Annotated in this window: 22 protein-coding genes and 1 pseudogene; 7 read left to right on the top strand and 16 right to left on the bottom strand. The window is 55.4% G+C overall.

What is annotated here, in order from left to right; translation table 11 throughout:
* Position 1: 1 nt before the first annotated feature.
* Together ACN0V1_RS18465 and ACN0V1_RS18460 are read left to right on the top strand one after the other, a co-directional pair.
* Entirely contained in the window at positions 2-1,528 is a 1,527-nt protein-coding gene (locus tag ACN0V1_RS18465) for a tripartite tricarboxylate transporter permease (protein ID WP_417546402.1), read from the top strand.
* 114 nt (positions 1,529-1,642) lie between these two features.
* On the top strand, positions 1,643-2,467 hold the full coding sequence (locus ACN0V1_RS18460) for a TSUP family transporter (protein WP_417546401.1): 825 nt from the start codon (positions 1,643-1,645) through the stop codon (positions 2,465-2,467).
* Between the two features lie 160 nt (positions 2,468-2,627).
* Here ACN0V1_RS18460 and hmpA read toward each other — a convergent pair whose 3' ends face one another.
* Entirely contained in the window at positions 2,628-3,815 is a 1,188-nt protein-coding gene (hmpA, locus tag ACN0V1_RS18455) for an NO-inducible flavohemoprotein (RefSeq protein WP_417546400.1), read from the bottom strand.
* A 260-nt stretch (positions 3,816-4,075) separates the two neighbouring features.
* A complete protein-coding gene (locus ACN0V1_RS18450) occupies positions 4,076-4,963 on the bottom strand; it encodes an alpha/beta hydrolase (protein WP_417546399.1) in 888 nt (295 codons plus the stop codon).
* A 110-nt stretch (positions 4,964-5,073) separates the two neighbouring features.
* Between ACN0V1_RS18450 and ACN0V1_RS18445 the strand changes: the two genes are divergently transcribed.
* Entirely contained in the window at positions 5,074-6,078 is a 1,005-nt protein-coding gene (locus ACN0V1_RS18445) for a GlxA family transcriptional regulator (protein WP_417546398.1), read from the top strand.
* 25 nt (positions 6,079-6,103) lie between these two features.
* Here ACN0V1_RS18445 and ACN0V1_RS18440 read toward each other — a convergent pair whose 3' ends face one another.
* The 7 genes from ACN0V1_RS18440 to ACN0V1_RS18410 form a co-directional block, all read right to left on the bottom strand.
* Positions 6,104-6,733, bottom strand: coding sequence for a DUF2894 domain-containing protein (locus ACN0V1_RS18440; protein WP_417546397.1), 630 nt, complete (start codon positions 6,731-6,733; stop codon positions 6,104-6,106).
* Positions 6,733-7,380: an OmpA family protein gene (locus ACN0V1_RS18435; protein WP_417546396.1), complete on the bottom strand. Its 648-nt coding sequence runs from the start codon at positions 7,378-7,380 to the stop codon at positions 6,733-6,735. Before ACN0V1_RS18435 ends, ACN0V1_RS18440 begins: the two co-directional genes overlap by 1 nt.
* A complete protein-coding gene (locus ACN0V1_RS18430; RefSeq protein ID WP_417546395.1) occupies positions 7,380-9,239 on the bottom strand; it encodes a DUF802 domain-containing protein in 1,860 nt (619 codons plus the stop codon). The genes ACN0V1_RS18435 and ACN0V1_RS18430 overlap by 1 nt, the downstream gene beginning before the upstream one ends.
* On the bottom strand, positions 9,236-9,964 hold the full coding sequence (locus ACN0V1_RS18425) for a DUF3348 family protein (protein WP_417546394.1): 729 nt from the start codon (positions 9,962-9,964) through the stop codon (positions 9,236-9,238). The genes ACN0V1_RS18430 and ACN0V1_RS18425 overlap by 4 nt, the downstream gene beginning before the upstream one ends.
* Positions 9,965-10,119: 155 nt before the next feature.
* Positions 10,120-10,857, bottom strand: coding sequence for a glutathione peroxidase (locus ACN0V1_RS18420; RefSeq protein ID WP_417546393.1), 738 nt, complete (start codon positions 10,855-10,857; stop codon positions 10,120-10,122).
* A 77-nt stretch (positions 10,858-10,934) separates the two neighbouring features.
* Positions 10,935-11,789 carry a YihY/virulence factor BrkB family protein gene (locus tag ACN0V1_RS18415; protein WP_417546392.1) on the bottom strand — a complete coding sequence of 285 codons (855 nt, stop codon included), beginning with the start codon at positions 11,787-11,789 and terminating at the stop codon, positions 10,935-10,937.
* A gap of 19 nt (positions 11,790-11,808) precedes the next feature.
* The gene (locus tag ACN0V1_RS18410; protein ID WP_417546391.1) at positions 11,809-12,012 is read right to left on the bottom strand and encodes a PLDc N-terminal domain-containing protein; all 204 of its coding nucleotides are present in this window, start codon (positions 12,010-12,012) and stop codon (positions 11,809-11,811) included.
* Positions 12,013-12,252: 240 nt separating this feature from the next.
* On the opposite strand from ACN0V1_RS18410, the gene ACN0V1_RS18405 reads away from it, so the two are divergent.
* Together ACN0V1_RS18405 and ACN0V1_RS18400 are read left to right on the top strand one after the other, a co-directional pair.
* Positions 12,253-12,696 (top strand): YHS domain-containing (seleno)protein, encoded by a 444-nt coding sequence (locus tag ACN0V1_RS18405; RefSeq protein WP_417546390.1) that lies wholly within the window; start codon positions 12,253-12,255, stop codon positions 12,694-12,696.
* Positions 12,697-12,726: 30 nt separating this feature from the next.
* Complete coding sequence (locus ACN0V1_RS18400; protein ID WP_417546389.1) at positions 12,727-13,053, top strand: antibiotic biosynthesis monooxygenase family protein; 327 nt, start codon at positions 12,727-12,729, stop codon at positions 13,051-13,053.
* 501 nt (positions 13,054-13,554) lie between these two features.
* On the opposite strand, the pseudogene ACN0V1_RS18395 reads toward ACN0V1_RS18400, so the two are convergent.
* The 7 genes and pseudogenes from ACN0V1_RS18395 to hutC form a co-directional block, all read right to left on the bottom strand.
* Positions 13,555-13,806: pseudogene (locus ACN0V1_RS18395) on the bottom strand (IS1380 family transposase); the annotation flags it as partial.
* A 155-nt stretch (positions 13,807-13,961) separates the two neighbouring features.
* On the bottom strand, positions 13,962-15,287 hold the full coding sequence (locus tag ACN0V1_RS18390; RefSeq protein ID WP_417546388.1) for a YjiH family protein: 1,326 nt from the start codon (positions 15,285-15,287) through the stop codon (positions 13,962-13,964).
* A 64-nt stretch (positions 15,288-15,351) separates the two neighbouring features.
* Positions 15,352-16,005, bottom strand: a complete 654-nt coding sequence (locus ACN0V1_RS18385; RefSeq protein ID WP_417546387.1) for a flavin reductase family protein — start codon at positions 16,003-16,005, stop codon at positions 15,352-15,354.
* Positions 16,006-16,024: 19 nt separating this feature from the next.
* Positions 16,025-17,701 carry a urocanate hydratase gene (hutU, locus tag ACN0V1_RS18380; protein ID WP_417546386.1) on the bottom strand — a complete coding sequence of 559 codons (1,677 nt, stop codon included), beginning with the start codon at positions 17,699-17,701 and terminating at the stop codon, positions 16,025-16,027.
* 42 nt (positions 17,702-17,743) lie between these two features.
* The gene (gene hutG, locus ACN0V1_RS18375) at positions 17,744-18,685 is read right to left on the bottom strand and encodes a formimidoylglutamase (protein ID WP_417546385.1); all 942 of its coding nucleotides are present in this window, start codon (positions 18,683-18,685) and stop codon (positions 17,744-17,746) included.
* Positions 18,675-19,892, bottom strand: a complete 1,218-nt coding sequence (hutI, locus tag ACN0V1_RS18370; protein ID WP_417546384.1) for an imidazolonepropionase — start codon at positions 19,890-19,892, stop codon at positions 18,675-18,677. The genes hutG and hutI overlap by 11 nt, the downstream gene beginning before the upstream one ends.
* Before the next feature lie 256 nt (positions 19,893-20,148).
* Positions 20,149-20,862 (bottom strand): histidine utilization repressor, encoded by a 714-nt coding sequence (gene hutC / locus ACN0V1_RS18365; RefSeq protein ID WP_417546383.1) that lies wholly within the window; start codon positions 20,860-20,862, stop codon positions 20,149-20,151.
* 294 nt (positions 20,863-21,156) lie between these two features.
* Here hutC and ACN0V1_RS18360 point away from each other — a divergent pair, with 294 nt between their 5' ends.
* Both ACN0V1_RS18360 and ACN0V1_RS18355 read left to right on the top strand, forming a co-directional pair.
* A complete protein-coding gene (locus tag ACN0V1_RS18360) occupies positions 21,157-22,485 on the top strand; it encodes an NTP/NDP exchange transporter (protein ID WP_417546382.1) in 1,329 nt (442 codons plus the stop codon).
* Positions 22,482-23,426 (top strand): aldo/keto reductase, encoded by a 945-nt coding sequence (locus tag ACN0V1_RS18355; RefSeq protein WP_417546381.1) that lies wholly within the window; start codon positions 22,482-22,484, stop codon positions 23,424-23,426. Before ACN0V1_RS18360 ends, ACN0V1_RS18355 begins: the two co-directional genes overlap by 4 nt.
* The last annotated feature ends 48 nt before the right edge of the window (positions 23,427-23,474 follow it).

Raw genomic sequence — 23,474 nt, 5'->3', positions numbered from 1 at the left:
CATGGAAACCATTGGCTTTTTGATGGACGGGTTTGCGGTGGCGTTGACGCCGTACAATCTGATGTTTGCGCTGTTCGGTGCCTTTGTGGGCACCTTGATTGGCTGCCTGCCTGGCCTGGGCCCGGCGAATGGCGTTGCCATTTTGATTCCGTTGGCCTTCACTCTGGGGCTGCCACCTGAAACCGCGATGATTCTGCTCACATCGGTTTACGCCGGTGCTATGTACGGCGGCCGGATTTCGTCGATTCTGCTGAATATTCCAGGCGACGAGCCGGCCATGATGACCTGCCTCGATGGCTATCCCATGGCGCAAAAAGGCCGTGCCGCAGATGCATTGGCTATTTCGGCGATTGCGTCCTTTGCGGGCAGCCTGATCGGTACCATAGGGCTGATCATGCTGGCGCCTGTGCTGGCGCGCTTTGCGCTCACTTTCGGGCCGGCAGAATATTTTGCGCTGTTTTTGCTGGCGTTCGCCACTCTGGGCGGTATAACCGGCAAAAACCCGATGAAGACGGTCATTGCGGCAACGCTGGGCATTATGATCTCTACTGTGGGTATTGATATATCCACTGGCACCCAGCGTTACACTGGAGGTGTGCTGGAGCTGTATGAGGGCATCGACTTCATTCTGGCGATTGTCGGTCTGTTTGCCATATCCGAGCTGCTGTTTTTTGTAGAAGCACGGATGGGCAAAGGCCGCAGCAAAGTGAAAGTGGGCAAGCTGACGTTGAGCTTCAAAGAAGTTGTATCGACACTTCCTACCCAGCTTCGTGGTGGCTTGCTGGGTTTTATTGCCGGCGTCTTGCCAGGTGCCGGTGCGTCTCTGGGCAGCTTTATCAGCTACACTCTGGAAAAATCGGTGCTGGGTAAAAAAGGCCGCTTTGGCGAAGGTGATATTCGGGGCGTAGTGGCGCCGGAAGCAGGGAACAATGGCGCAGCGTCTGGCGCTCTGGTGCCTATGCTCACTCTGGGTGTTCCGGGGAGCGGTACGACAGCGGTGTTGCTGGCAATGCTGATTTCCCTGAACATTACGCCGGGGCCTCTGATGTTCACCCAGAACGCCGACATAGTTTGGGGTGTGATCGCCGCGCTGCTGATCGGTAACGTGTTGCTGCTGGTGCTGAACATTCCGATGATCGGAGTGTTTGTGCGGCTGTTATCCGTGCCGCCGATGTATCTGCTGCCAATTGTGACCATGGTGGCATTTGTGGGTATTTACTCCATAAGTCACAGCACCTTTGATCTGTACTTCATGATCGTTTTCGGGGTTGGCGGGTTCATTCTGCGCAAGCTGGACATTCCCATGGTGCCCATTATTCTGGGCCTTCTGTTGGGGCCTGAAATGGAGAAGAATCTGGGCCACGCGCTGATCCTCTCTGATGGCGACTGGACAACGCTCTGGTCAAGCCCTTTGGCCATCGGTTTGTGGCTGGTGGCCGGGTTGGGCCTGGTGTTGCCGACCTTGTTCGGGCCTTTACTACGCCGGCGCATGCGTAATGCCATCAAGGAGGGGCCGGTCAGCGATTAAGTGTCAGGTAAGCCGCTTCGGCGCAGATATAGAAAATATGCACCGGGCTTTGCCCGGTGTTTTTTGTTTGAAACCCGTTAAACTTGAACGAGTTTTCTCACCGCTCAGGAATTTATGTCAGACCTTTCCCTATTCCAGTATGCCCTGATCGCGCTCATTTTCATCTGGAGTGGCTTTGTGCGCTCCGGGCTGGGCTTTGGCGGGGCGGTGCTGTCGCTGCCATTTCTGCTGCTGGTGAAAGACGACCCGCTGGTATTTCTGCCCATCATCGCGGTACACCTGCTGGTGTTTTCATCGCTGACCATCTGGATGAACAACCGCCGCAGTTACAACCGCAAAGGTGGTAAGAGCGGCCAGAAATTAACCGGATTTGGGCCTGACGCTGCCGCAAAAGCGCCGGAAGGCACGGTTGACTGGCCCTATCTGTGGCGCATGCTGGGCATTATGCTGGTGCCCAAGCTGATTGGCGTATTTGGCTTGTTTACGTTGCCAGCAAATGTGCTGAGTGCGATTATTTTTGTGATTGTCGCGATTTACTCGGTGTCGTACATTATTGACCGACCGTTTCGCAGTAATAGTAAAACCGTGGATGTGGCCCTGTTGATGGCTGGTGGTTACATTAGCGGCACCTCGCTGATAGGAGCACCGCTGGTTATTGCGGTTGCAGCGCAGCACGTGGCGCGGGAGAAACTGCGCGATACGCTGTTTGGGCTTTGGTTCATTCTGGTGTTGATCAAGCTGACAGCGTTTATTTGGGTCGGGCTTGATCTGCAGCTGATTCATCACCTGTGGTTGCTGCCCTGCGCCGCCGTAGGACATGTGATCGGACTGCGCTTTCATGAGCGCATTCTGAAAGCAGAGACACCGGTGTTTTTCCGCCTGCTGGGAGTGGTGCTGTTGGTGGTCAGCAGTGCCGGTATGATCAGCGTATTGCTTTAACGGCACTGATTGTGGGAAAACCGGAAACGCCAGGCTCTGAGAAATAAACTGTACCGGTTGTCCAAGGAGGTAAGACTGTGCGCTTGCGAATACTGTAGCGATCTGAGACTTCGCTGCGTATACGGACTGTGTACGCAGCGAGGGTAGTAGCTTTATGGCATCAGTGGGTTGCAGGCAGTTCGGTTGTGGGTCCGAACACTTCGTAGTGCAACTGATCGTCGGTGAATCCGATGCTGTTAAGTATGCCCTTGAGGGCGGCCATAAAGGGCATTGGGCCGCAGAAGTAGACGTGGGCAGTTTTGTCGGTCAGCCATTTATTGAGAATGTCAGCGGATAAGTATCCAACCCAGTCCGCACCTTCGCCAAACTCAAATGCCAGTCGAAGATCCAGCCCGGTTGACGCTTTCAGCTCTGCAAGCTCCGTGCGGAAGATCTGATGCTCGGCACTGCGGCAGCAGTCAATAAACTGTATGTCGTCGCCCGCGATGCCGGATGCCAGCGCTTCTCTCACCATGCTGTACAGCGGCGTGATGCCAACGCCACCGGAAATAAAGATGTGCTTCGGAGCGTTTTTGTTCAGCAGGAATTGCCCATTGGGCGCACTCAGTTCAACCGTATCACCGACCGCACACTGATGGAGTTGCTGCGATGCAGCCCCGTGAGTTTCGGCTTTGACCGAAATCCGGTAGTAATCCTCTGTGCCCCAGGACGACAGTGAGTACTGACGGATCTCATCATAGCTGTCACCGGTTCCAGTCAGCTTGATGCCAAGATACTGACCACCGGAATACGCGCAGATAGCGCCACCATCGGTTGGTTTGAGGTAAAACGATTTAACTTCCGGGGTTTCCTCAACAATCTGCTCAATGGTAAAGGGGCGAAATCCGCGCCAGCCACCGGGTTGAGTTTCTTTTTCGCTATACATGCTTTCTTCAGTTTCGGTAAAAATCTGTGCCAGCACGCCGTAAGCTTCTCCCCATGCGATGAGTGCTTCGTGATTGTCTGGCAACTGCAACACTTCCTGAATAGCCGCGATCAGGTTTTCCCCTACAATCGGGTAGTGCCTGGGCTCAATGCCAATGCTGGCATGCTTGCTGGCGATCCGCTGTACTGCGGGTACCAGTACTTCAATCTGGTCAATATTATTGGCGTAGGCAAACACCGCATCTGCCAATGCGGATGACTGGCCACCGCCACCGCTGCGTTGATTGGCCATGTTGAATATGTGCTGCAGATCGGGGTTGTTGGCGAACAACCGTTTATAAAACTCTTGAGTAATGGCCTGGCCATTTTCGGCCAGTAGAGGCACCGTCGACTTAACGGTAGCAATGGTATGTACAGTGAGCATGAAGTTGCCTTTTAACGAGTATGTAAAATGAATGTTAAATGCTACCGGGTGGTGAGAGTCGTAGTCAAGGTGGGTTGCTTGATAAAGGTCAAGCCGTGGGGCAGCGTCTTTCCAGGTTCACAATGCGGTCATGCGAGCAGTCAGTTAGCTTTCACGCCTTATCTCTGGGTCGAACTGAAACATGGAGAGGGCTTGGTAGCCCGCAAACCCTTGCGGCGCCTTGAACGGGCGCGGAACCCTCTCTCATGCCTTGGGTGAAGTTATCCGGCCCGGCTCAGATCCTGAAGAACGGTTTCAATGACCAGTGGGCTCCACAGCAGCCGGTGATGCCCCAGGCCATGCGTGCGCAGTACCTGGGCGGTTTGCCAGTTGGTAGAGATTCGCTCACTTTCATCTGGTGCTACCGAAGTATCGTCGTCGTCAATGACGATCACGCCACGCTGGGTCAGTGACCCGGACAGTGCTTCCAGATTCAGCTTATCCCAAACCGAATTCCCGAAACGCTCTTCCATTAGCCGAAGGTGAACGTCGAGAACGTCCTGATTTAACCCCCATTGCCGCCCCAGATTGTCCATCACAGCCGTTAAACTGAGTGGGGGCGCCAACATGGCCAGATGCCGGGAGTGAAGTCCGTCCTTAATTGCTCTTGCAGCCGCTATGCAGCCCATGGAGTGCGCCAGTATTCCGTGAACCCGGCCAACACTGTCAGCCACTTTCGCTGTGACCTCGGCCATCTCAAAGAGGTCGGTACTGCTGCCCTGGGCGCGCCCATGGGCTGGTGCGTCGAACAGCACCACGCGATAGCCAGCGTCTACCAGCGGATTCACCCAGGCACCAAACTGGATGCCTGCGCCGGCCCAGCCATGAACGCCCAGAATGACGGGCCCCTTGCCCCAGGAATACACCGGAATGCTGTGGGGACCATGTTTGAGTTGGGTATAGCTGTCTGTATTGTCCAGCATATATTCATAGCGAGAGGGCATTGGCAGGCGCGATGGCCGAAACGCCATGCGATTTACCAGTTGACCTGCTTTCTGCGGTGCCATCCGAGCGTAAAGCTGCAAAGCCAGCCGAGTGGCTGAAAGACCGGCATGGCGAACTCCAGGCTGTTGAGTAATCGAGAGTTGGGTGTTCAGTGGTGAGTTCATAGTGAAAGTCCTTCTTCCTGCTTTGGTTGATTACAGCTTCAGGTTAGGGCTTGCCGGTGGTCATTAGGAGTGTCATATTCGACATATAAAATGCGAAAAGGGCCATTCATATGTTTCATGTCGCGATTGTCGCATTGCCCGGATGCCATGCCTCCGGTGTGCACGGAATAATGGATTTCTTTACTGTTGCCAATTTCGTTGGTGACAAACCGGCGGGTCGGCGCCAGCCGCTGTTCGATTGCCAGATAATCACCGTGGCTGACGAGCCAGTGCGCGGCTACAGCGGTGCTGTGGTTACACCGACCATTTCGCGCGGAGCCTTTCAGGCAGATTTGATTGTGGTGGGATCCTCAGTGGAAGCGGTTGTTGGTGCAGACCGCCTGGATCAAGCGTTGGCCCCGGCGATCCCTCTGCATGGTTGGCTAAAGGAGGCCGCGGCACGGGGTACGGTGATTGCGAGTGTTTGCACCGGCAGTTTTATACTGGCGGAAGCCGGCTTGCTTGACGACCAGGTGGTCACCACCCACTGGCGAGCCGCCCCAATGTTCCGCAGCCGTTATCCACACATCCGCATGGATGCCGACCAATTGCTGGTGGATAACGGCCAGATCATCTGTGCCGGCGGGGCTTCGGCGTTTGTGGATCTGTGTGTTCATCTGGTGGAAAGGTTTGCTTCGCCTTCGGTCGCGCTTGCCTGCAGCAAAATGCTGGTGCTGGACGGTCGCCGAATGGAACAGACGCCCTATATGGCGTTTTACAGCCAGAAGGCTCATCAGGATGATGCCATTCGCAAGGCACAAACCTGGCTTGAAGGGCATTATGCCGATCCCGTGACCATCGATGAGGTTGCTGTCGTTGCGGGTCTTGGCACCCGTACGTTCAAGCGCCGCTTCAAGGAGGCCACCGGAGAAACACCCATTGGTTACCTGCAACACCTGCGGATTGAGGCTGCTAAACACTTGCTGGAATCCAGCCGTGAGCAAACTGCGCGTATTATCTGGAGTGTGGGTTATGAAGACGCCAGTTCGTTCCGGCGCCTTTTCAAAAGGATGGCGGGCTGCACCATGGAGCAGTATCGCAAGCGCTTCAGTTATGTATCGCTATCTGCAGCGTAGTTGCTCACCTGTGCGTTGTGGTGTTCTACACCTTCCGCCCCGGCCGCCTCAGCCGCTCCAGCGCCATCAGCGTATCCGTGTAATTCACAAACCGGCTCAGATACTCCGGTGACAGCTTCTGCATTTCAGCAATGGCCCGGCTCACCAGGCGATGGGCGTTTATGGGCCCGGCGTCTTTTGGGGCGTGTTCGATGGCGTGGCGAATACGGTCCTGCAGCGCTTGCTCGCCACGGTCGGCGTTTACCCTGGCCATGGCTTTTAGTGGCTGGCGCGTAGCGGTTGTTGCAGTGCGTTGTGCATGGCCCGAGCCCTCTTCCGGAGTTCCGAAAACCAGCTGTTCCAGCGTTGAACGGGATTCTGTTGCCGGTGCATCCGGTGTCTGATTGAGCCTGTCCAGCAGAGCTGAAAGCGGTGAGGGGTGTCGGGCTTCAACGGTTTGCGAAGGCTGGGCTGTTGATCCGTATTCGGCCTGATAAGCTGCGACAGCCTGTTCCAGCTTCTGCCAATGCCGGGCGTGCTGGAGGCCTTTGTCTCGAAGGCGCAGCGCCAGAGCTTCCAGATAGCGGAAGTGAACCGGGTCTGTCTGGTCAGCGCCGGAGTTTCGGAGCTCTTCAAGTTGCGGGTGCAGCGGGGCAGTCTCAACCGTTGTGGTCATCAGTTCTCGGCCCCGGCGTTTGCAGGCGTTTCTGGATCCAGGGGTACGGTACTGATCTCCACTCGCCGGTTCTGGGCCCGGGATTCGCCATCAATATTCGGTACCGCCGGGTGGTGCGGGCCAAACGCGGCGGCGAATACCCGGTCGTTGGGCAGGCCAAGTTCCATTAACGTTCGGGTGACCGTCAGCGCCCGTTGGGCAGACAGCCCCCAGTTGTCCTGATATCGGTTGCCACTGTGCATGGGCAGGTCATCGGTAAAACCGCTGATCATCAAGAGTTCTTCGTGCTGAGCCAGATAGGTTTGCAGCGGGGTAACGAGGGCTTCCAGTACTTCCACACCGTCTGCTTGCAACTGATCCGAGTTCAACTCGAACAGCACGTTGCCACTGATGCCAATGCGGCCATTCTGAAAGGTTACCAGGCCTTTGGTCAGTGGATCTTCCAGCGCTTGCTCCAGTGCAATACGGCGCTGCTGCTCGGCTTCCCGCTTGGCTTTCTCTTCCTCCAGAGACTGGCTGAGCTCTACCTGAACGCCGATCACCCACACCAGTATCAGCACCAGAATACCCACCAGCGCCGCCATCAGGTCTGAGAAAATCGCCCAGATTGGGGTGGACTGCTGTTCGCCGTCTTCCAGGTGTTCCATCAGCTGGCTCCGCCGGTCTCAGCGTGGCTGGTGATCAAGGCCGCAGCAGCGTCAATCACGTCTTTCTGGGAACTGACCGAGAGGTCGATCACTTCTCGGGCCTGGGCAACGTAATAGGCCAACTGCTCGTCGTGGCGGTTGCCCGCGCCATCCAGTGCTTTCTGGATGCTGGTCAGGCTTTCCTGTAGCTGAGTATTGGAAGCGCTGAACAGCTCCACTGCGTGCAGGAAGGCTTCGCTGAGGGCACCCACTTCCTGGCTGCTGCCACTGATGTCTTCACCCAGTTTGCCGAGTTGTTGGCTTTGCTCCTGAATCAGAACATTGAAGCGTTCGCTGATGCCTGTGAGGGTGTCGCCTGCGCCGCTGATCAGAGAATCCACTGCCTGGCGCTGGCTGTCTGCAGTGCTGCGCTGGGATTCGAGAAGGCTGTCCAGTTCCTGCACCAGCCTTTGACGTTCTTCCAGTAATTCATTTTCCCGCTCGCTGTTGCGTGCCATCTCGGTTTGTAGCTGGGAGATCACTTGTGCTGCTGCTTTGGGTGTTTCCGAGGCGGTTTCTATCAAGCGGGTCATTGGGGCTTCCAGGCCGGAGCCCAATTCAGTCAGGTGCCTGGTGACTGTGGTTTCCAGCTGAGCTAGCCGGTCATTGGCTGCTTCGCTCCGGGCTCCTTCTTGTTCATGCAGTTTGGTGAGCTGATCGCTGATGCGGTTGATGAGGGCGTCCAGGCCTTGTTGCTGATGGCTGGCGAACTTGGCACTTTCGTCCCGGAAGTGGCTTTGGTATTCCTGAAAGGTGCTCTGCAGATTGGTTGCCAGTTTTTCTGCAGTTAGCTGTTGCTGCTCAACACCTGTTTGCCAGCGCTCACCGGCCTCGCTGGTGGTTTTCTGGAAGCTTTCGGTGAGTTTTGCCAGTTGCTGCCTGGCGGTAGCAGACCAGTTTTCATGGAGCGTTTCAGCGTTGGACTGCAATGTTGCCATGGCTTCGGTGACAATCGGCTCTACGCGTTCAGAGCTCAGGCGAGTGCTGGTTTCCAACGCTTTTCCCAGAGACTGGGCAACAGAGTCCGCGAGGGTCTGGTAGTGATCACTAACGGTATTGTGGAACTCCTGCTGGTTGCGAGTCAGGCTTTGCTCCAGTTGTTGGCTAAGTTGCTCCATGCGGGCGGTCATGGTTTCCATTGCCGTGGCCATTTGGGGCAGGGCGCTGGCCTGTGATTCCAGTGCCAGGAACGCCTGTTGGCGCTGGTAGTCCGCCGACAGGTGGTGCAACCGCTGACGCAGGGTTTTATCCAGCTTGCGAGAAACCTGTAACCGTTCGCGCCGGCTCAGGGTGGAGGCCAATCCCAGCATGGCGGAGGCCGCAACGCCGGCGATGGAGGTGCCAAACGCAAGGCTTAGCCCGGCAATGGGGGCGGCGAGAGCGCCACGAATCACGCTGAGATCGGTGCTGCCGTCCAATGCAGATGCCGCACCGCTCAAGGTTACGATCATGCCGGCAAAGGTACCCAGTAAACCGAGCATCACCAGCAGGCCGACCAGATAGGGCGTTAGCTGCGGGCTGGGCAGCGCGGCAAAATGTCCATCAATCCGTTTCTGCACTGCAAACTGAACTTGCTCTGGCAGGCCAGAGAGCCACCCCTCCAGCTGTTCACGGCTCTGCGGAACACTATCAAGCCGCTCCGCAAGCTGCCGGGTGGTGCGGCGGAACCCCATCAATTCGACAAAGCCCAACCCGTACACCAGGGCAATGATGGCGGTAACGGACAGGGCCAGAAGGTCGGAGCCAAGAAAGCGCTGGCCAATCCAGGCCACCACGGCCAAGCCTATGGCAAAAGCGAAAATGAAGAAAAGTCTGCTCATGGAGAATTCGTTACCTCGTTGTGGCAGGCCTCAAGCAACCCCAGCACTGGCTCCAGCCGAACATCCAGTTCAGCGAGTAAAAGGTTCTGCGCTTCTTCGCAGTAACGGTGGAGCCAGTCACCGGGCGCACTGCCGGTTTCCTGGGAGGCTTCAGAGGGTGTCTGTTGTGCCTGGAATAGTGCCGGAAATAGTGCCGGGAATAGTGCCTGGAATCGCTGCTCCAACACCTTGGGAATATGGGAGAAACACTGGCTGGTGTACCCGGCCATGGCGTGGTCAAACGCCGAATCCAGTTCGGCCAGCCGGGCCAGGTTCTGGTTGTGGTCTTTCATCACCTTGCGGGTTTTGTCTCGAAGCTGGCGGCTGGCGGCGACAACTCTGCGCTGCAGGGTGAGCCATGCGTTCAGATACGGCTCGAAACCCACGCTCTCGGTGGGCTCAACTTCGCTACCGTAGCTGCTGATTTTGCGTATCAGCGCCCTGCGAGTGTTGGCCAGTTCCTGGGTTACCCGTTCAATAGCCGGCCCTTGGTTCATGCCGGATTGGCGCGTTCGAAAGGCAATTGCCGAATCCAGAGTCAGCGTGTTCGAAAGCCCGAACAGGCGCCCCAGCCGTTCACCGCAACAAGGCAGTGGGCCGTCCGCAAGTGGCGCTCCGGATTGGGCTAGCAACTGTAGCAGCCTTGGCGGCGCAACCCCAGCAGAGCTTGCGGGTGTTTGAGTCATCGAATAATCGCGCACAGGTTGGATACCAGTGAGAATCCCGGGCTTTAAGGGGCGACTATTCTAAAGGGTATGGGGAGTGAATGATAATGACTGAGTTGTCAGAACGGTGCGCCTGAACGGTCCATGTTCAGGCGCTGAGTAACCGGGCTAAACGATCACCGCTTGGCCATCACGGCCTCGAGTTCATCGGCGCCACCAATCAGTTGGCCGTCGATAAATACCTGGGGGGTTGTGCCCTTGCCAGTTACCGCCTGCAGGGTGCTGTATGACAGGCCGCCGGCGCCCAGAGTTATCTCTTCATACTTGTAGCCCTTCTTCTGTAGCAGCGTTTTGGCGCGAGTACAGTGCGGGCATCCGGGCTTTGTGAATATGCTTACCCGTGCCGGTAAGGTCACATCCGGCTTGATGTAATGAAGCATTGTGTCGGCATCGGATACTTCAAATGGGTCGCCAGGCTTGTCCGGTTCAATGAACATTTTTTCGATGGTGCCGTTTTTGACCAGCATTGAATAACGCCAGCTGCGGTCACCAAACCCTATTTCGCTCTTGCTGACCAGCATGCCTATTTCACGGGTAAAGTCGCCGTTGCCGTCCGGAATAAACTCAATGTTGTCAGCGTGCTGATCTTCAGCCCATGCCTGCATGACGAACGGGTCGTTCACCGACAGGCAGATTACCCGGTCTACGCCCAGCTCTTTGAAAACCGGCGCCAGCTCGTTGTAGCGCGGCAAGTGAGTGCTTGAGCAGGTTGGCGTAAACGCCCCCGGCAAGGCGAACACAACGACCGTTTGATCGCTAAACAACTCGTTGCTGGTTACCGATTTCCACTCGTTATCACGGCGAATGGGAAACGTAACCTGAGGGACTTTCTTACCTTCCGATGAACTTAACATTTTAAACTCCTTGGAGTTCGTGGGTGTCTCTTCGAACATGAGACTGTATCGCAATCAAACCTTACTGGACACTGTATTCAGTCCGGGGAGACATACCAGGGCAGGCCCAGCCGTTCGCTCCGCTCCAGCTCCGCGATCACCTGGGCCCCAAGCAACAGGATAATGGAGGCAATTTCCAGGCTGATCAGTATTACAATGATCGTGGCCAGTGACCCATAGATTGCGTTTACGAAGGATATATTGAGGAAGTAGTACATCAGCAGCAAGCGGGTAGTTTCCCAGAGAATGGCCGCAACCAGGCCACCCACCAAGGCTCTCCGTGGAGAGATGCGCACAATGGGCAAAACCTTATAGATAGCGCTGAATAGAACAAATACACCAATGAAACTGATCAGGTACAGAGTTAGCCCCGGGGTTTCGTAAAGTGCGTTGATTACGCTGAACAGCAGGGTCAGGGCCAGCAGGCCGGCGCCCAGTACGAGGATGAAAGCGTAGGGTAGAAAGGCAGACACCCAGAAGCTGCGACGTGGGTTGTCTGGCCGGTGGAAGATGATCGCAATGGAATCTTCCAGCATACGGAAAGCAAACGAACTGAAGAACAGCATCACTGGCAAGCCGACAATACCGATGATGTCCCTTGATTCCATAAACGCCCTTACCGCATCCAGCAGCAGGCCTGCGTTGGCCGGGGCAAAGTGCTGTGCCTGCATCGCCATGACTTCCAACAGTTGCTCTTCGTTTACCACGCGGGTAAGCAATACCGCCAGCAGAGCAAGCATTGGCACTGCCGACAGCAGCACGTTGTAGCCAACCCCGCCCGCCAGCAGTACCCCGTGATTGCGCAGAAAGTTGCGTAAAACCCGGTGGGAGAATTGCAGCAGCTGCCGAGCCGGACCTATAGGTGGCTGTGATTTGTCGGTTTTACCTGTCATTCGGTGAACCTTGTCGAAACTACGAACTCCTGGGACCGAAAAGATACCAGATGATCAAGCCGATCAAGGGGAAGAAAACCAGCACGATAATCCAGAACACTTTGGCGAGCGTGCCTGCCCCGCTTTTGGCAACGCTAATGATGGCCAGGATAACGATGATCAGCCAAATCAGACTCAGCAGGCCGCCGAAGACATTGCCTACACTGCTGAACAAACTCTCCATGTAATTCTCCTGGCGGAATCGGAACCGGGTGATCCTGCTGCGGACAGCAGAGCGAAAGGCTGAGCCATTCAATTGACCTGTCAGGTTAATACAAGCATAGGGTCCGGGGTTGTGCAAACAATGCGGAGGGAGCGCTCTGTGCCGGTGCGGGTATGGTAGCGTGTTGCTTTAAAGACTGGATGAAACAAAGTCCAACCAGTGCTGTCTAATTGTTCACGCCTCGACTGGAAGGAATGTGACATGGCCAGGCTTTTCGCTCTCGTGACTGTCATTCTGCTTTTTACCAGCAGCGCCCTGGCGTCGGAGCCGCCTGTTTACACCGGGCTGCTAAGCAACACCGCCGTTGGTGGGTACGACACCGTAAGTTATTTCGAGGCAGAGGGCCCAGCCGAGGGCTCCGCCAGGCACACAATCGAGTATAAAGGCGCTACCTGGCGGTTCGCGAACGCCGAAAATCTTGCGCTCTTCAAAGAAGATCCGGAACGCTACGCGCCGGCCTACGGTGGCTATTGTGCCTGGGCTATAAGTCAGGGCACCTTGACCAAAGGCGATCCGAAACACTGGTCTGTCAGAGACGGGCGGCTGTACCTGAATTATAGCAAATCAGTGCACGATCAATGGCTGGAAGATCCTGAAGGCTTTATTCGTCTGGCGAATGAAAAATGGCCAAAGATACTGGAATAGGAGTCCCGGTTTCCAATAGCGGAGGCATGCATGAAGTACATTTTCGAAGTGCGTATCAAGGACGGCTATGCCGCCGAGGATTACGCGGATGCCTGGGTGCGGGCAAGCGAGTTGATCCAGCGTGCACCGGGCGCGCAGGGAACGGAATTGCACCGCAAGATCGGTGATCCGGATACGCTTATCGCCATTGCCCACTGGGATAGCAAAACCAGCCGGGATGCGATGGAGGCAAAGCACAATCCCGACGTGGCTGCGATTATCCGCAGTGCGGCGCCTTTTTGTGAAATCCGGCCCCTGGGTGAGTTTGAAGATCCGGAATGGGTGGTTAATCCGACCGCTGGGGTTGCCAGTCAGTGACGGGTTTCTCTATGACTTCAATGGGTTGCTGGAAGCTCGATTGTTGGTCCGAACACTTCGTAGTGCAACTGATCGTCGGTGAAACCAAACTCAAATGCACGTCGAAGATCCAGCCCGCTCGACTGCGGGCACCAATACTTCAATCTGGTCAATGTTATTGGCGTAAGCAAAAACCGGGCAAGAACCCGGTTTGAGGCGTTAAGTTTGCTGGAAAGTCTGGGTGTTGAGTTGATGGGTTGAGAAACGCCCCAGCCTAGAACTCTTTGGCTGGGGCGTGGCAGGGTCTGATCATTTGTGATTGGAGACGGTCAGGCAGTGGGCTGCGGCGAAGTATGGCCGTAGAACAGTTCTGATGTCAGATCGTTGAGGCGCATGTTGTCGTGTTCACCGTAGGTGAGCACTGAGTTGATGCGCGAGCGATCACGCTGAAGTACTTTACTGACCTAGTCATAACACTCATCAGTCTTGGTGCGTAACGCGGGTACGTATTCAAATTCTCCGCCCCGTGGCCGACTTGAAGAACGGGTCGGTGCGGACCGTCTCAACCGCCTCAAAGTCGCATTTGCCCAAGCAGATCAGACCCAGATAAGTCCGCAAGAGGACGGTGTTCGGGATGCCATGACGCTTGATAAGGGCGCCGGCGGTTGTCGTCAACGAGGTATGCTGGTTTAAGGCAATGTCCCACCAAAGCGAGTCCGCCGTGGGGGGGGGGTAGACTTCAGTTCCGGATTGCTGGGGAATGAAGGTAGGCATGGGCTGATGCACTGACTGGGTGAATAGAATTGAAGCTCCATTGTACCTTTGAAAGCCTTTCCGTTACAGGCTTGTAGGGCTGTTTTGGGCGGACGAAGTCACGAATTCAGGTGTAAGATGAAACTAAAACGCCACCTAACGATGGCGCTTCATGTTCAGATTATGAAGGTTGCAATAGCCATTGATAAAGGTATAGCAACAACTAATGTAAGAGCAGTTCTTAATGCCCAGATAACTGTCAAACCGTAAAATGAGATTGGGATACTGGTTGCCATGATGCAAGGAATCGAAGCAGAAACGAAGAGTATAGAAGAAATGGCAGTTATGCCGGCCACCAACTTCGAAACAATATCAGCTTCCGCCATAATCAATGCTGGAAGGAACATCTCAGAATAGCTTGTTGACACAGCGGACGAAAGTTCCAACCCATTTTCCATGCCAAACAACAACGTTATGGGGTAGAAAATATACCCAATATAATCGAATACGGGCGTGTACTTCTCAATGAGAAGACTGATAGTACCAACTGACAGGATAGTTGGAAGAATAGTCATCGTCATTACAATGCCATCCTTGAGGTCATTCTTAACAAGCATTAAAAACTTCTTGGGACTATTAGCCACCCCAATGGCTTCTGCAACTGCTGTAGAAACTCGATTGCCTTTATTTGGTGTCAGCTCACGGTTCTCAGAGAAGTCATCCATATTAGAAATAGGGGGTATGCGAGCAGTTATGGCCGTTACCACCACAGTAGTGAACAGTGTGGCTATGAAAAACATTACCCAAATATCCATCAACCCTAGCGTCCTCGCTACGATTACCATGAAAGCCACCGAAACAGTAGAGAATCCGGTAGCAATAATGGCAGCCTCTTTTGCGGAATACTCTCCGCTCAAGTAGGCCTTATTGGTAATCAAGAGACCAACTGCAAAGCTAGTAATGAACGACGCGACAGCATCAATGGCAGAGCGTCCAGGAACTTGGAACGTTAGGCGCATGAAAGGTTGAGTAAGCGTTCCTACCAACTCAACTAGTCCGTAATTAACCAGGAGAGGCATAAAGATCGCGCCAATAGGTACCAAAATCCCTACTGGGATGACCAGAGCGGTCCAAAGGAACTCCAGCATGAAGGGCTCATAGAGCGCCGCTGGCCCAGCGTTCAGGATTACCATTCCGGCTAATACTAGGCCTATAAATTTAAAAATGGTGAATACGATACTTCCAAATCCCTGCTGCCAGAATTTATTCATGACCGGCAATACACAGCCACCAATTATTAATAGCAGCGCATACCACTGACTATTATCACCTAGCAAGCTCTCACACCATATAACTAGATGGTCCAGTAAAATTGTATTCTTATCAGCTATTGTAATCGGAACAAAGAACACCATGACCCCCATGAAACTGGGAATAACGACTCTCAATATTTCCGAAAGAGGATATTTTTTGGCTTTGTTTTCAACGACACCTTCTTTCATTTTTTCTCACCTTAAAAACTAGAGGGATAACCGGGGAGGCCATCCTCCCCCGCTCGATACCTTCTTAAGAGCGACCTTCCAATCCGTCCGCTTCATCAGGAGAGGCTTGAGGTATTTTCATTTCGAACATGTTATTAATTACTGTGTAATTGTGATATCCCATCCGTGCAATCGGGCTAATTTTTATTATGTCAATTTTTCCTTGCTCATCAATAAATTCGTCCTTTACGTGGATTTTGACCACCTCAGCAAAGACAACATCAATAGTTCCTACGTTAGAGTTGCCTTTCAGCCTATGCGTTGAAATATATCTGCACTCGAAGTGACACGGACTATCTGCCACCATTGGTACATCAGAAAGATCGGCTTTTACCGTCTTGAGCCCTGCAAGCTTGATCTCACTTTCACCGTAGGGCACCGCCATAGCTGTTGTGTTCATCGCGTCCCTAAGGGCCCAAGTGGCCATGTTCCATACAAACCAGCCGGTCTTTTCGGCATTGATAACCGTATCTTTTCTCCTGCCATCGGGATATTGATTAGCTGCAAACATAACCATCGGCGGATCGAAAGTCAGATTCTGCCACTGGCTGTAAGGTGCCAGGTTTTCCACCCCATCAGGGCTAATGGAAGAAAGCCAACCAATCGGACGCGGCACGGTGCAGCTCTTGAAAGGTGAAAACGGAAGCGGGCACTTTTCACTATTCGGCATGTATTTCATAATATATCCTCTTTGTTGTTTACTTAATCATCGGCAAGTCGAGGCCGTTATCCTCGGCGGATTGAATCGCGATATCGTAACCGGCATCCGCATGACGCATAACGCCAGTACCCGGATCGTTGCGCAGAACGCGGCCCAATCTGGCGTGGGCATCATCGGTGCCGTCGGCAACGATGACAACGCCTGCGTGTTGGGAGAAACCCATGCCGACACCACCACCATGGTGGAGGGAAACCCAGGTCGCTCCGCCGGCGGTGTTCAGCAGGGCGTTGAGCAATGGCCAGTCGGACACTGCGTCAGAACCGTCTTGCATGGATTCGGTTTCGCGGTTGGGGCTGGCGACAGAGCCCGAGTCCAGATGGTCGCGACCGATAACGATCGGGGCTTTGAGCTCACCATTGGCGACCATCTCATTGAAGGCCTGACCGAGGCGGGCGCGGTCTTTGAGGCCGACCCAGCAGATACGTGCTGGGAGACCCTGAAAAGCAATGCGCTCACGGGCCATGTCGAGCCAGTTGTGCAGGTGCGGGTCGTCCGGGATCAGCTCTTTGACCTTCTGGTCCGTCTTGTAGATGTCTTCGGGATCACCAGACAGCGCCACCCAGCGGAACGGACCTATACCCTGACAGAAGAGTGGACGGATGTAGGCCGGCACAAATCCGGGGAAATCGAACGCGTTGTCGACGCCTTCTTCCTTCGCCATCTGGCGAATGTTGTTGCCGTAATCGAAGGTTGGTACGCCCATTTTCTGGAAATCGAGCATGGCGCGCACGTGTACGGCCATGGACTGTTTCGCCGCCTTGACAGTGGCTTCCGGTTCGGATTTTCCGCGAGCCACGTACTCCTCCCAGGCCCAGCCAGAGGGCAGGTAGCCGTGAAGTGGGTCGTGGGCGCTGGTCTGGTCGGTGACCATATCCGGGCGTACGCCGCGCTTCACCAGTTCCGGCAGAATATCGGCGGCGTTGCCACACAGCCCAATAGAAACCGCACTGCCTTCATCGGTGTAGCGTTTAATCCGTGCCAGCGCATCGTCGAGATCGCTAGCCTGCTCGTCGAGATAGCGGGTACGCAGGCGGAAATCGATGCTGGACTGCTGACACTCAATATTCAGCGAGCAGGCACCGGCCAACGTCGCGGCCAATGGCTGAGCACCGCCCATGCCGCCAAGGCCGGCGGTAAGTACCCAGCGGCCTTTAAGGCTGCCGTCAAAATGTTGGCGGCCGGCTTCGACGAAGGTTTCGTAGGTGCCCTGAACAATGCCCTGAGAACCGATGTAAATCCACGAGCCGGCGGTCATCTGGCCGTACATCATCAGGCCCTTTTTATCCAACTCGTTGAAATGTTCCCAGTTGGCCCAAGCCGGCACCAGGTTCGAGTTGGCGATCAGCACCCGCGGCGCATCTTTGTGGGTCTCGAAGACGCCTACGGGCTTGCCGGACTGGACCAGAAGAGTTTGCGTGTCTTCCAGACGCTGCAGAGTCTCGATAATCTTGTCATAGGACTCCCAATCGCGCGCGGCACGACCGATACCGCCGTACACCACCAGATCCTCGGGGCGTTCGGCAACGTCTGGGTGCAGGTTGTTCATCAGCATCCGCATCGGTGCTTCTGTCAGCCAGCTTTTGCAACTGAGCCTGGTACCGGTAGGTGCGGCGATGTTGCGGCTGGAGTCGTGGCGCTTGTCTGTGCTGGGCATGTGATAGGTTCCTTTTTGTTGTCGTTGGCTAGTGATCAACAGTTAGCCATTCAGGGTTAGCAGATGGACGAGACGGGCAGCGACTTTTGCTGTCCGTTGATCAATATCGAATGTGGGGTTGAGCTCTGCCAGATCGGCCAGTTTGAGCTTGTCGCTATCCCGTACGGTCTCGATTAACGGTTCCAGTAAGGCGAGAGATACGCCGCGGGCAGCCGGAGCGCTTACGCCCGGGGCTTCTGCAGCGGGCAATACATCAAGATCAATGGTCAGGTACAGGTAGTCGCACTGCGCCATGAACGCTTTCACGTCACGCTGCAGTTCAGGGAGTGCGGCCGTGTGCATGTCGCGGTCTTCACGAACCATAACGTTCAGGGTTTCGGCGCGCTGATACAGCGCCTGGGTGTTGGCACCCCGGCTCACACCGAGGCAGGCATAGCGGAACGGCCAGCCCCGGGTCTGGCAGTCCTCTGCAATTTGCGAAAAGGGTGTGCCGGATGAACGCACATGAGCGTGGTCACGCAAATCGAAATGGGCATCAAGGTTAATGATGCCAACCCGCGGGCAGGACTCTTCGCGTGCCAGGTGCGAAGCCAGACCGCACCAGCTGGCGTAGGCCACTTCGTGCCCGCCGCCTAAAACAATGGGTAGATGGCCCGCATCGAGCAGCGGGACAAGGCGCTCGGCCAAGGCTTGCTGCGCGGCTTCGAGCGCGTCGCCGTCACAACTAACGTTGCCAGCGTCATAGGCGGGGTTCTGGCGATGCCAGGCTAATGGGGCTAAAGCCTTGCGAATGGCTGTCGGCCCTTCGGCGGCGCCGATCCGGCCGCGGTTACGAGCGACGCCGGCATCACTGGCGAAGCCAATCAATGCACAACCTGGGATTGCTTTGACAGTGAGCGGCTCTATGCGCTGGTGCCAGCGATCACTATTGGCTTCCGGGTCGATGCGACCCTGCCAGACAGTGCGATCCATTTCAGTGCTCATGAGTCAGCTCTCCTTGAAACAGGCGCTGGCTGAGGCGGCCGGATTGCACGGCATAGGCCAGTTCCGCCGGTGTTTCAATATTCCAGCGGCACAGGTCGGCCGACAGACCGGCTGCGAGGCGGCCAGTGTTGGTTAGCCCCAGCGCACGGGCACCATAGGCGGTCATGCCGGCTAGTGCCTCACTTGGAGTCATGCGAAATAAGGTGCAGGCCAGGTTAAGCATCAGCGTGGGCTGATACAGCGGCGAGGTGCCGGGGTTGGCATCGGTGGCCACCGCCATGGGCACTCCAGCCTGACGCAGAGCCTCGATAGGCGGCTGCTGGGTTTCGCGCAGAGTGTGAAAGGCACCGGGCAAAATCACCGCGACGGTACCCGCCTGGCGCATGGCTTCGATGCCGGCGGCATCGAGATACTCAATATGGTCCGCCGACAGAGCGCCATGGCGGGCTGCCGAAGCGGTACCGCCAAGATTGGACAGCTGTTCAGAATGGGTTTTGATCGGCAGGCCGTGAGCTTGGGCCGCTTCGAATACGCGTTCACATTGGGCTACGGAGAAGGCAATTTTTTCGCAGAACACGTCCACCGCGTCTGCCAACCCTTCGCGGGCGGCCTCAGGAATCATTTCGCGACAAACCAGATTAATGTAGCCGTCACTGTTGTTGCTGAATTCCGGTGGCAGGGCATGAGCACCCAGCAGGGTGGTGACGATTCTCACCGGGCGTAATTCGCCGAGCCGGCGCGCCACGCGCAGCATTTTCATTTCATGCTCGACACTCAGGCCATAGCCAGATTTAATTTCTACCGTGCAAACGCCATCTGCAATCATGGCATCCAGTCGTGGCAGTGCGCTTTCGATCAGTGCGTCTTCGCTAGCCTGGCGGGTAGCATTGACGGTGCTCAGAATGCCGCCGCCACGTCGGGCGATCTCTTCGTAGCTGACGCCTTCCAAGCGAGCTTCAAACTCATCGGCGCGGTGGCCACCAAATACCAGGTGCGTGTGGCAGTCCACCATTCCGGGAGTAATTACCCCGCCTGAACCCATGTTCTGATAGTCGCGGTAGCTCGAGCCCCTGACCTTTGTCATAGGTAAAATCTCAGCAATGGTCTCACCTTCGACGATAACGGCCTGAGGGCCGTCAAGGGTCTGCAAGCCATCGAAGACAACAACGTCGTGCCAAATGCGACAATTTTGAACATTGCGGGTCATGGTGACTTTTCCTTGTTCGTTTCAATGTATATACAATTGAGGTTAGCGAAGGATTGTTCATCGCGCCACCCCAATTTCATCCAAATCGATTGAATATGACGATCAAGCAAGATTTTTATAGGTATAACTATATATTTATAAAGGTTTTTTTGCGGAGCTATCCAAGGATTAAGATGAAAATAATTAGACTAAAGTCTAATTACAGAGTTGTTTTGTAGGGGGTGTTATGTATATACAAGTGGCGTGATGTTGATCGTCAGCCTGAAGTATGCAGTGAAGAGCGCAGTTTGTAGCGGTCGCCGGGGTGGGTCAGGCGTGCGTAGCTGATCAACTGGTCTCCTGACCAGGTGCGGCGAATCAGTTGCAGGCAGGGGTCCTGCACAGTGATGTCCAGAAGTGTTGCGGTTGCGCTGTCCACCAGCACCGCCTCGACAACATGTTCCACATCGGTGATCGGGCAGGCGGATACCAGAACTTCATTGGGAGTGTGTTGGTGAAAATCGGTGTTCAGATAGTGCGGCACGTGCCGGGGGTTGACGTAGCGGTCTTCTAGCTGAATAGGAACGCCATTTTCGCGATGCAGAATCAGGGTATGAAAAACCGCGGTATCCAGGCGCACGCCCAGGCGCATGGAGACTTCATCGTCGGCATTGCGGGCTTCGGCAACCACCACCACGCAATCGTGTTCGTGCCCACGACTGCGGATTTCGTCAGCAATGTTGTGCACTTCGACCAGTGACGATTCCGCTTTATGGTCAGTCACAAAAGTGCCAACACCCGCTTGGCGAACCAGATATCCCTGCTGGACCAGATCGCGGATCGCCTTATTGGCGGTCATGCGGCTTACGCCGAAATCGCGGGCTAACTGCTCTTCAGGAGGAATCTGATGTTGAGGGAGCCACTCGCCACTCTGGATTTTCTCCAGCAGGTGTTGTTGAATTTTGAGATAAAGGGGGAGTGTGCTGCCCATGCTGTATTAGCGTCCGTTCTGGTGGGTGGTCTCTAAGTTTAACCATTGTGCGAAAAAAGTCATCTTTGGCTATACATATAGACATTCTGGACCTTAAAGGGGCACACATGGACAGGCCCAGCAGGATTCATTTTCTTATGTAGGATATTAAGGGATAGTGGTGATTCAACTGGTAGCTGGTGAGTTTGAAGATCCCGAATGGGTGGTTAACCCGGCAGTGATGGTTTGCACTGTGCTCTCCCTGGTCTAAGGTGGGAAAAGAGGTTACTGCCCTCCCATATCAGGATCCCTCCCATGCGCCACCCGTTTCAGAACGCCTTTAATCTTCAGCGACATGAAATCCTGCCGGTGTGTGTGGCGGTGTTGTATTTTTTCTGTGTGCTGACCGCGCTGATGGTGCTGCGGCCCGCCCGGGAGGCGCTGGGCATTCAGGGCGGCATTGACACGGTTCGTTGGCTGTTCATTGGCACCGCAGTGGTTACTCTGGCCGTTAATCCGGTGTTTGGCTGGCTGGTCAGTAAATTGCCCCGGCGTATGTTCATCTCTGCAACTTATCTGTTTTTCAGTGTCAGCCTGCTGGTTTTCTACGGCTTGATGACGCTGACACCCAATGTGATCGGTGTAACCACCGGCCAGGTGTTTTACGTGTGGTTCAGCGTGTTCAATCTGTTTGTGACCATGGTGTTTTGGGCGCTGATGGCGGATCGCTTTTCGTTTGAGCAGGGCAAACGGTTCTTCGGTTTGATTGCGGTTGGAGGCACCTTGGGCGCCATTTTCGGGCCCTGGTTAGCGGGGCGTCTGGCCCAGCCCCTGGGCACACCGGCGCTGCTGTTGGTGGCCACCGGCTTTCTGGTTCTGGCGCTGGTTGCCGCCCTGGTTCTTATCCGCCTGCAGCCCCATTCGCCGTCACAACGGCGAAGCCCGGAAGACCCGCTCCCCGTGGACGAGCGTGCGCGCATTGGCGGCAGTGCCTGGGAGGGGTTGCGGGCGGTGTGCCGTTCCCGTTACCTGATGGGCATTGCCGCCTATGTGGTGATTCTTGCCGTGATGGCCACCTTCATCTACTTCACCCGGCTGCATATGGTGGCAGCCATGGGAGAAGGTACCGACCTGCGTACCACGCTGTTTGCCCGAATTGATCTGATTACCCAAATTGCCACTCTGGTGATGCAGGCGCTGGTGGCAGGCCATCTGATGAGACGGCTTGGGGTAGCGATCACTCTGGCACTGCTCCCGCTGACGGCTGCGCTGGGCTTTATCGGCCTTGCGATGGTGGGGTCTTTTGCCGCTCTTGTGGTGTTTGAAGCCACCTTCAGGGCCGTGCAGCGTGCGCTGATGCGCCCTGCCCGGGAAACCCTGTATACCGTTGCCAGTCGCGAGGAAAAATACAAAGCCAAGGCGTTTATCGATACCTTTGTTTATCGCTCTGGTGATGTGGTGGGCGCGCAAACCGAAGGCCTTCTGGCTCGTTTGGGAATGGGCCTGGCGGGCGTCGCCGCTGTTGCTGTTCCGCTTGCCCTGATGTGGGCGGCTCTTGCCTTCTGGCTTGGCCGATCCCAGAAACAAAAGGCGCTGGCTCATGAGACAACCAGTGCAGAACAGGAAAGGAGAATACCATCATGATATCCCGTCGCACCTATCTCAAACTCGCCCTGGCGGCCGGCATCAGCCTTACTATGCGGCCTGGCCTTCTGTGGGCAGAAGATCGCAAACTGGAGCTGATCACCCGCCCCATCCCTTCCACAGGCGAGCGCCTGCCGGGTGTCGGCCTGGGCAGCTCTGCCAGCTTCTCCAGCACCGCCCGACGCGAGGATTTCGAGGCCTTGCGGGAAGTGCTGGCTGCACTGGTCAAAGAGGGCGGTTCGGTATTTGACACGGCTCCAAGCTACGGGGCGTCTGAGGAAGTCGCCGGGAAAATCGCCAACGAACTGGGCATCGTCGACAAGTTATTCTGGGCGACCAAACTGAACGTAGCCGGCTGGGGTGGCCGTACCGCTAACATGGACGACGCCCGGGCCCAGGTAGAAACTTCCTTTGAGCGGATCGGCAAAAATCCCATTGACCTGATCCAAGTGCACAACATGGCGGACATTCCCAACCAGCTTGGCTTGTTAAAGGAGCTTCGGACCGAGGGCCGGGTGCGCTACATCGGGGTGACAACCACCTTCCAGCGCCAATACGAAGGCCTGGAAACGGTAATGAAAAACGAACCCATTGATTTCATTGGCGTTGATTACGCCGTCGACAACCTGACCATGGAAAAGCGCATTTTGCCATTGGCCAAGGACAAAGGCATCGCAGTGCTGATATACGCGCCGTTTGGCCGCGCCCGCCTGTGGGATAAGGTGAAAGGCAAGGAACTGCCGGAGTGGGCGGCAGAATTTGATGCCCACTCCTGGGCCCAGTTCTTCCTGAAATTCGTGCTTTCACACCCCGTGGTGACAGCTGCTACGCCCGCGACCAGCAAAGCCCGCCACATGATCGACAATATGGGTGGCGCAATGGGCGCGCTGCCCGATGAGGCGTTGCGCAAGCGGATGGTTGCTTATATCGAAAGCCTGTAAAATCCCGACTGCCCTCCTGGTCGGTCCCGGCCTAAACTATGAATAGTG

The sequence above is a fragment of the Marinobacter sp. genome (genome assembly GCF_048266785.1).
GTDB lineage: Bacteria > Pseudomonadota > Gammaproteobacteria > Pseudomonadales > Oleiphilaceae > Marinobacter.
This window is presented reverse-complemented; position numbering and strand designations above follow the sequence as displayed.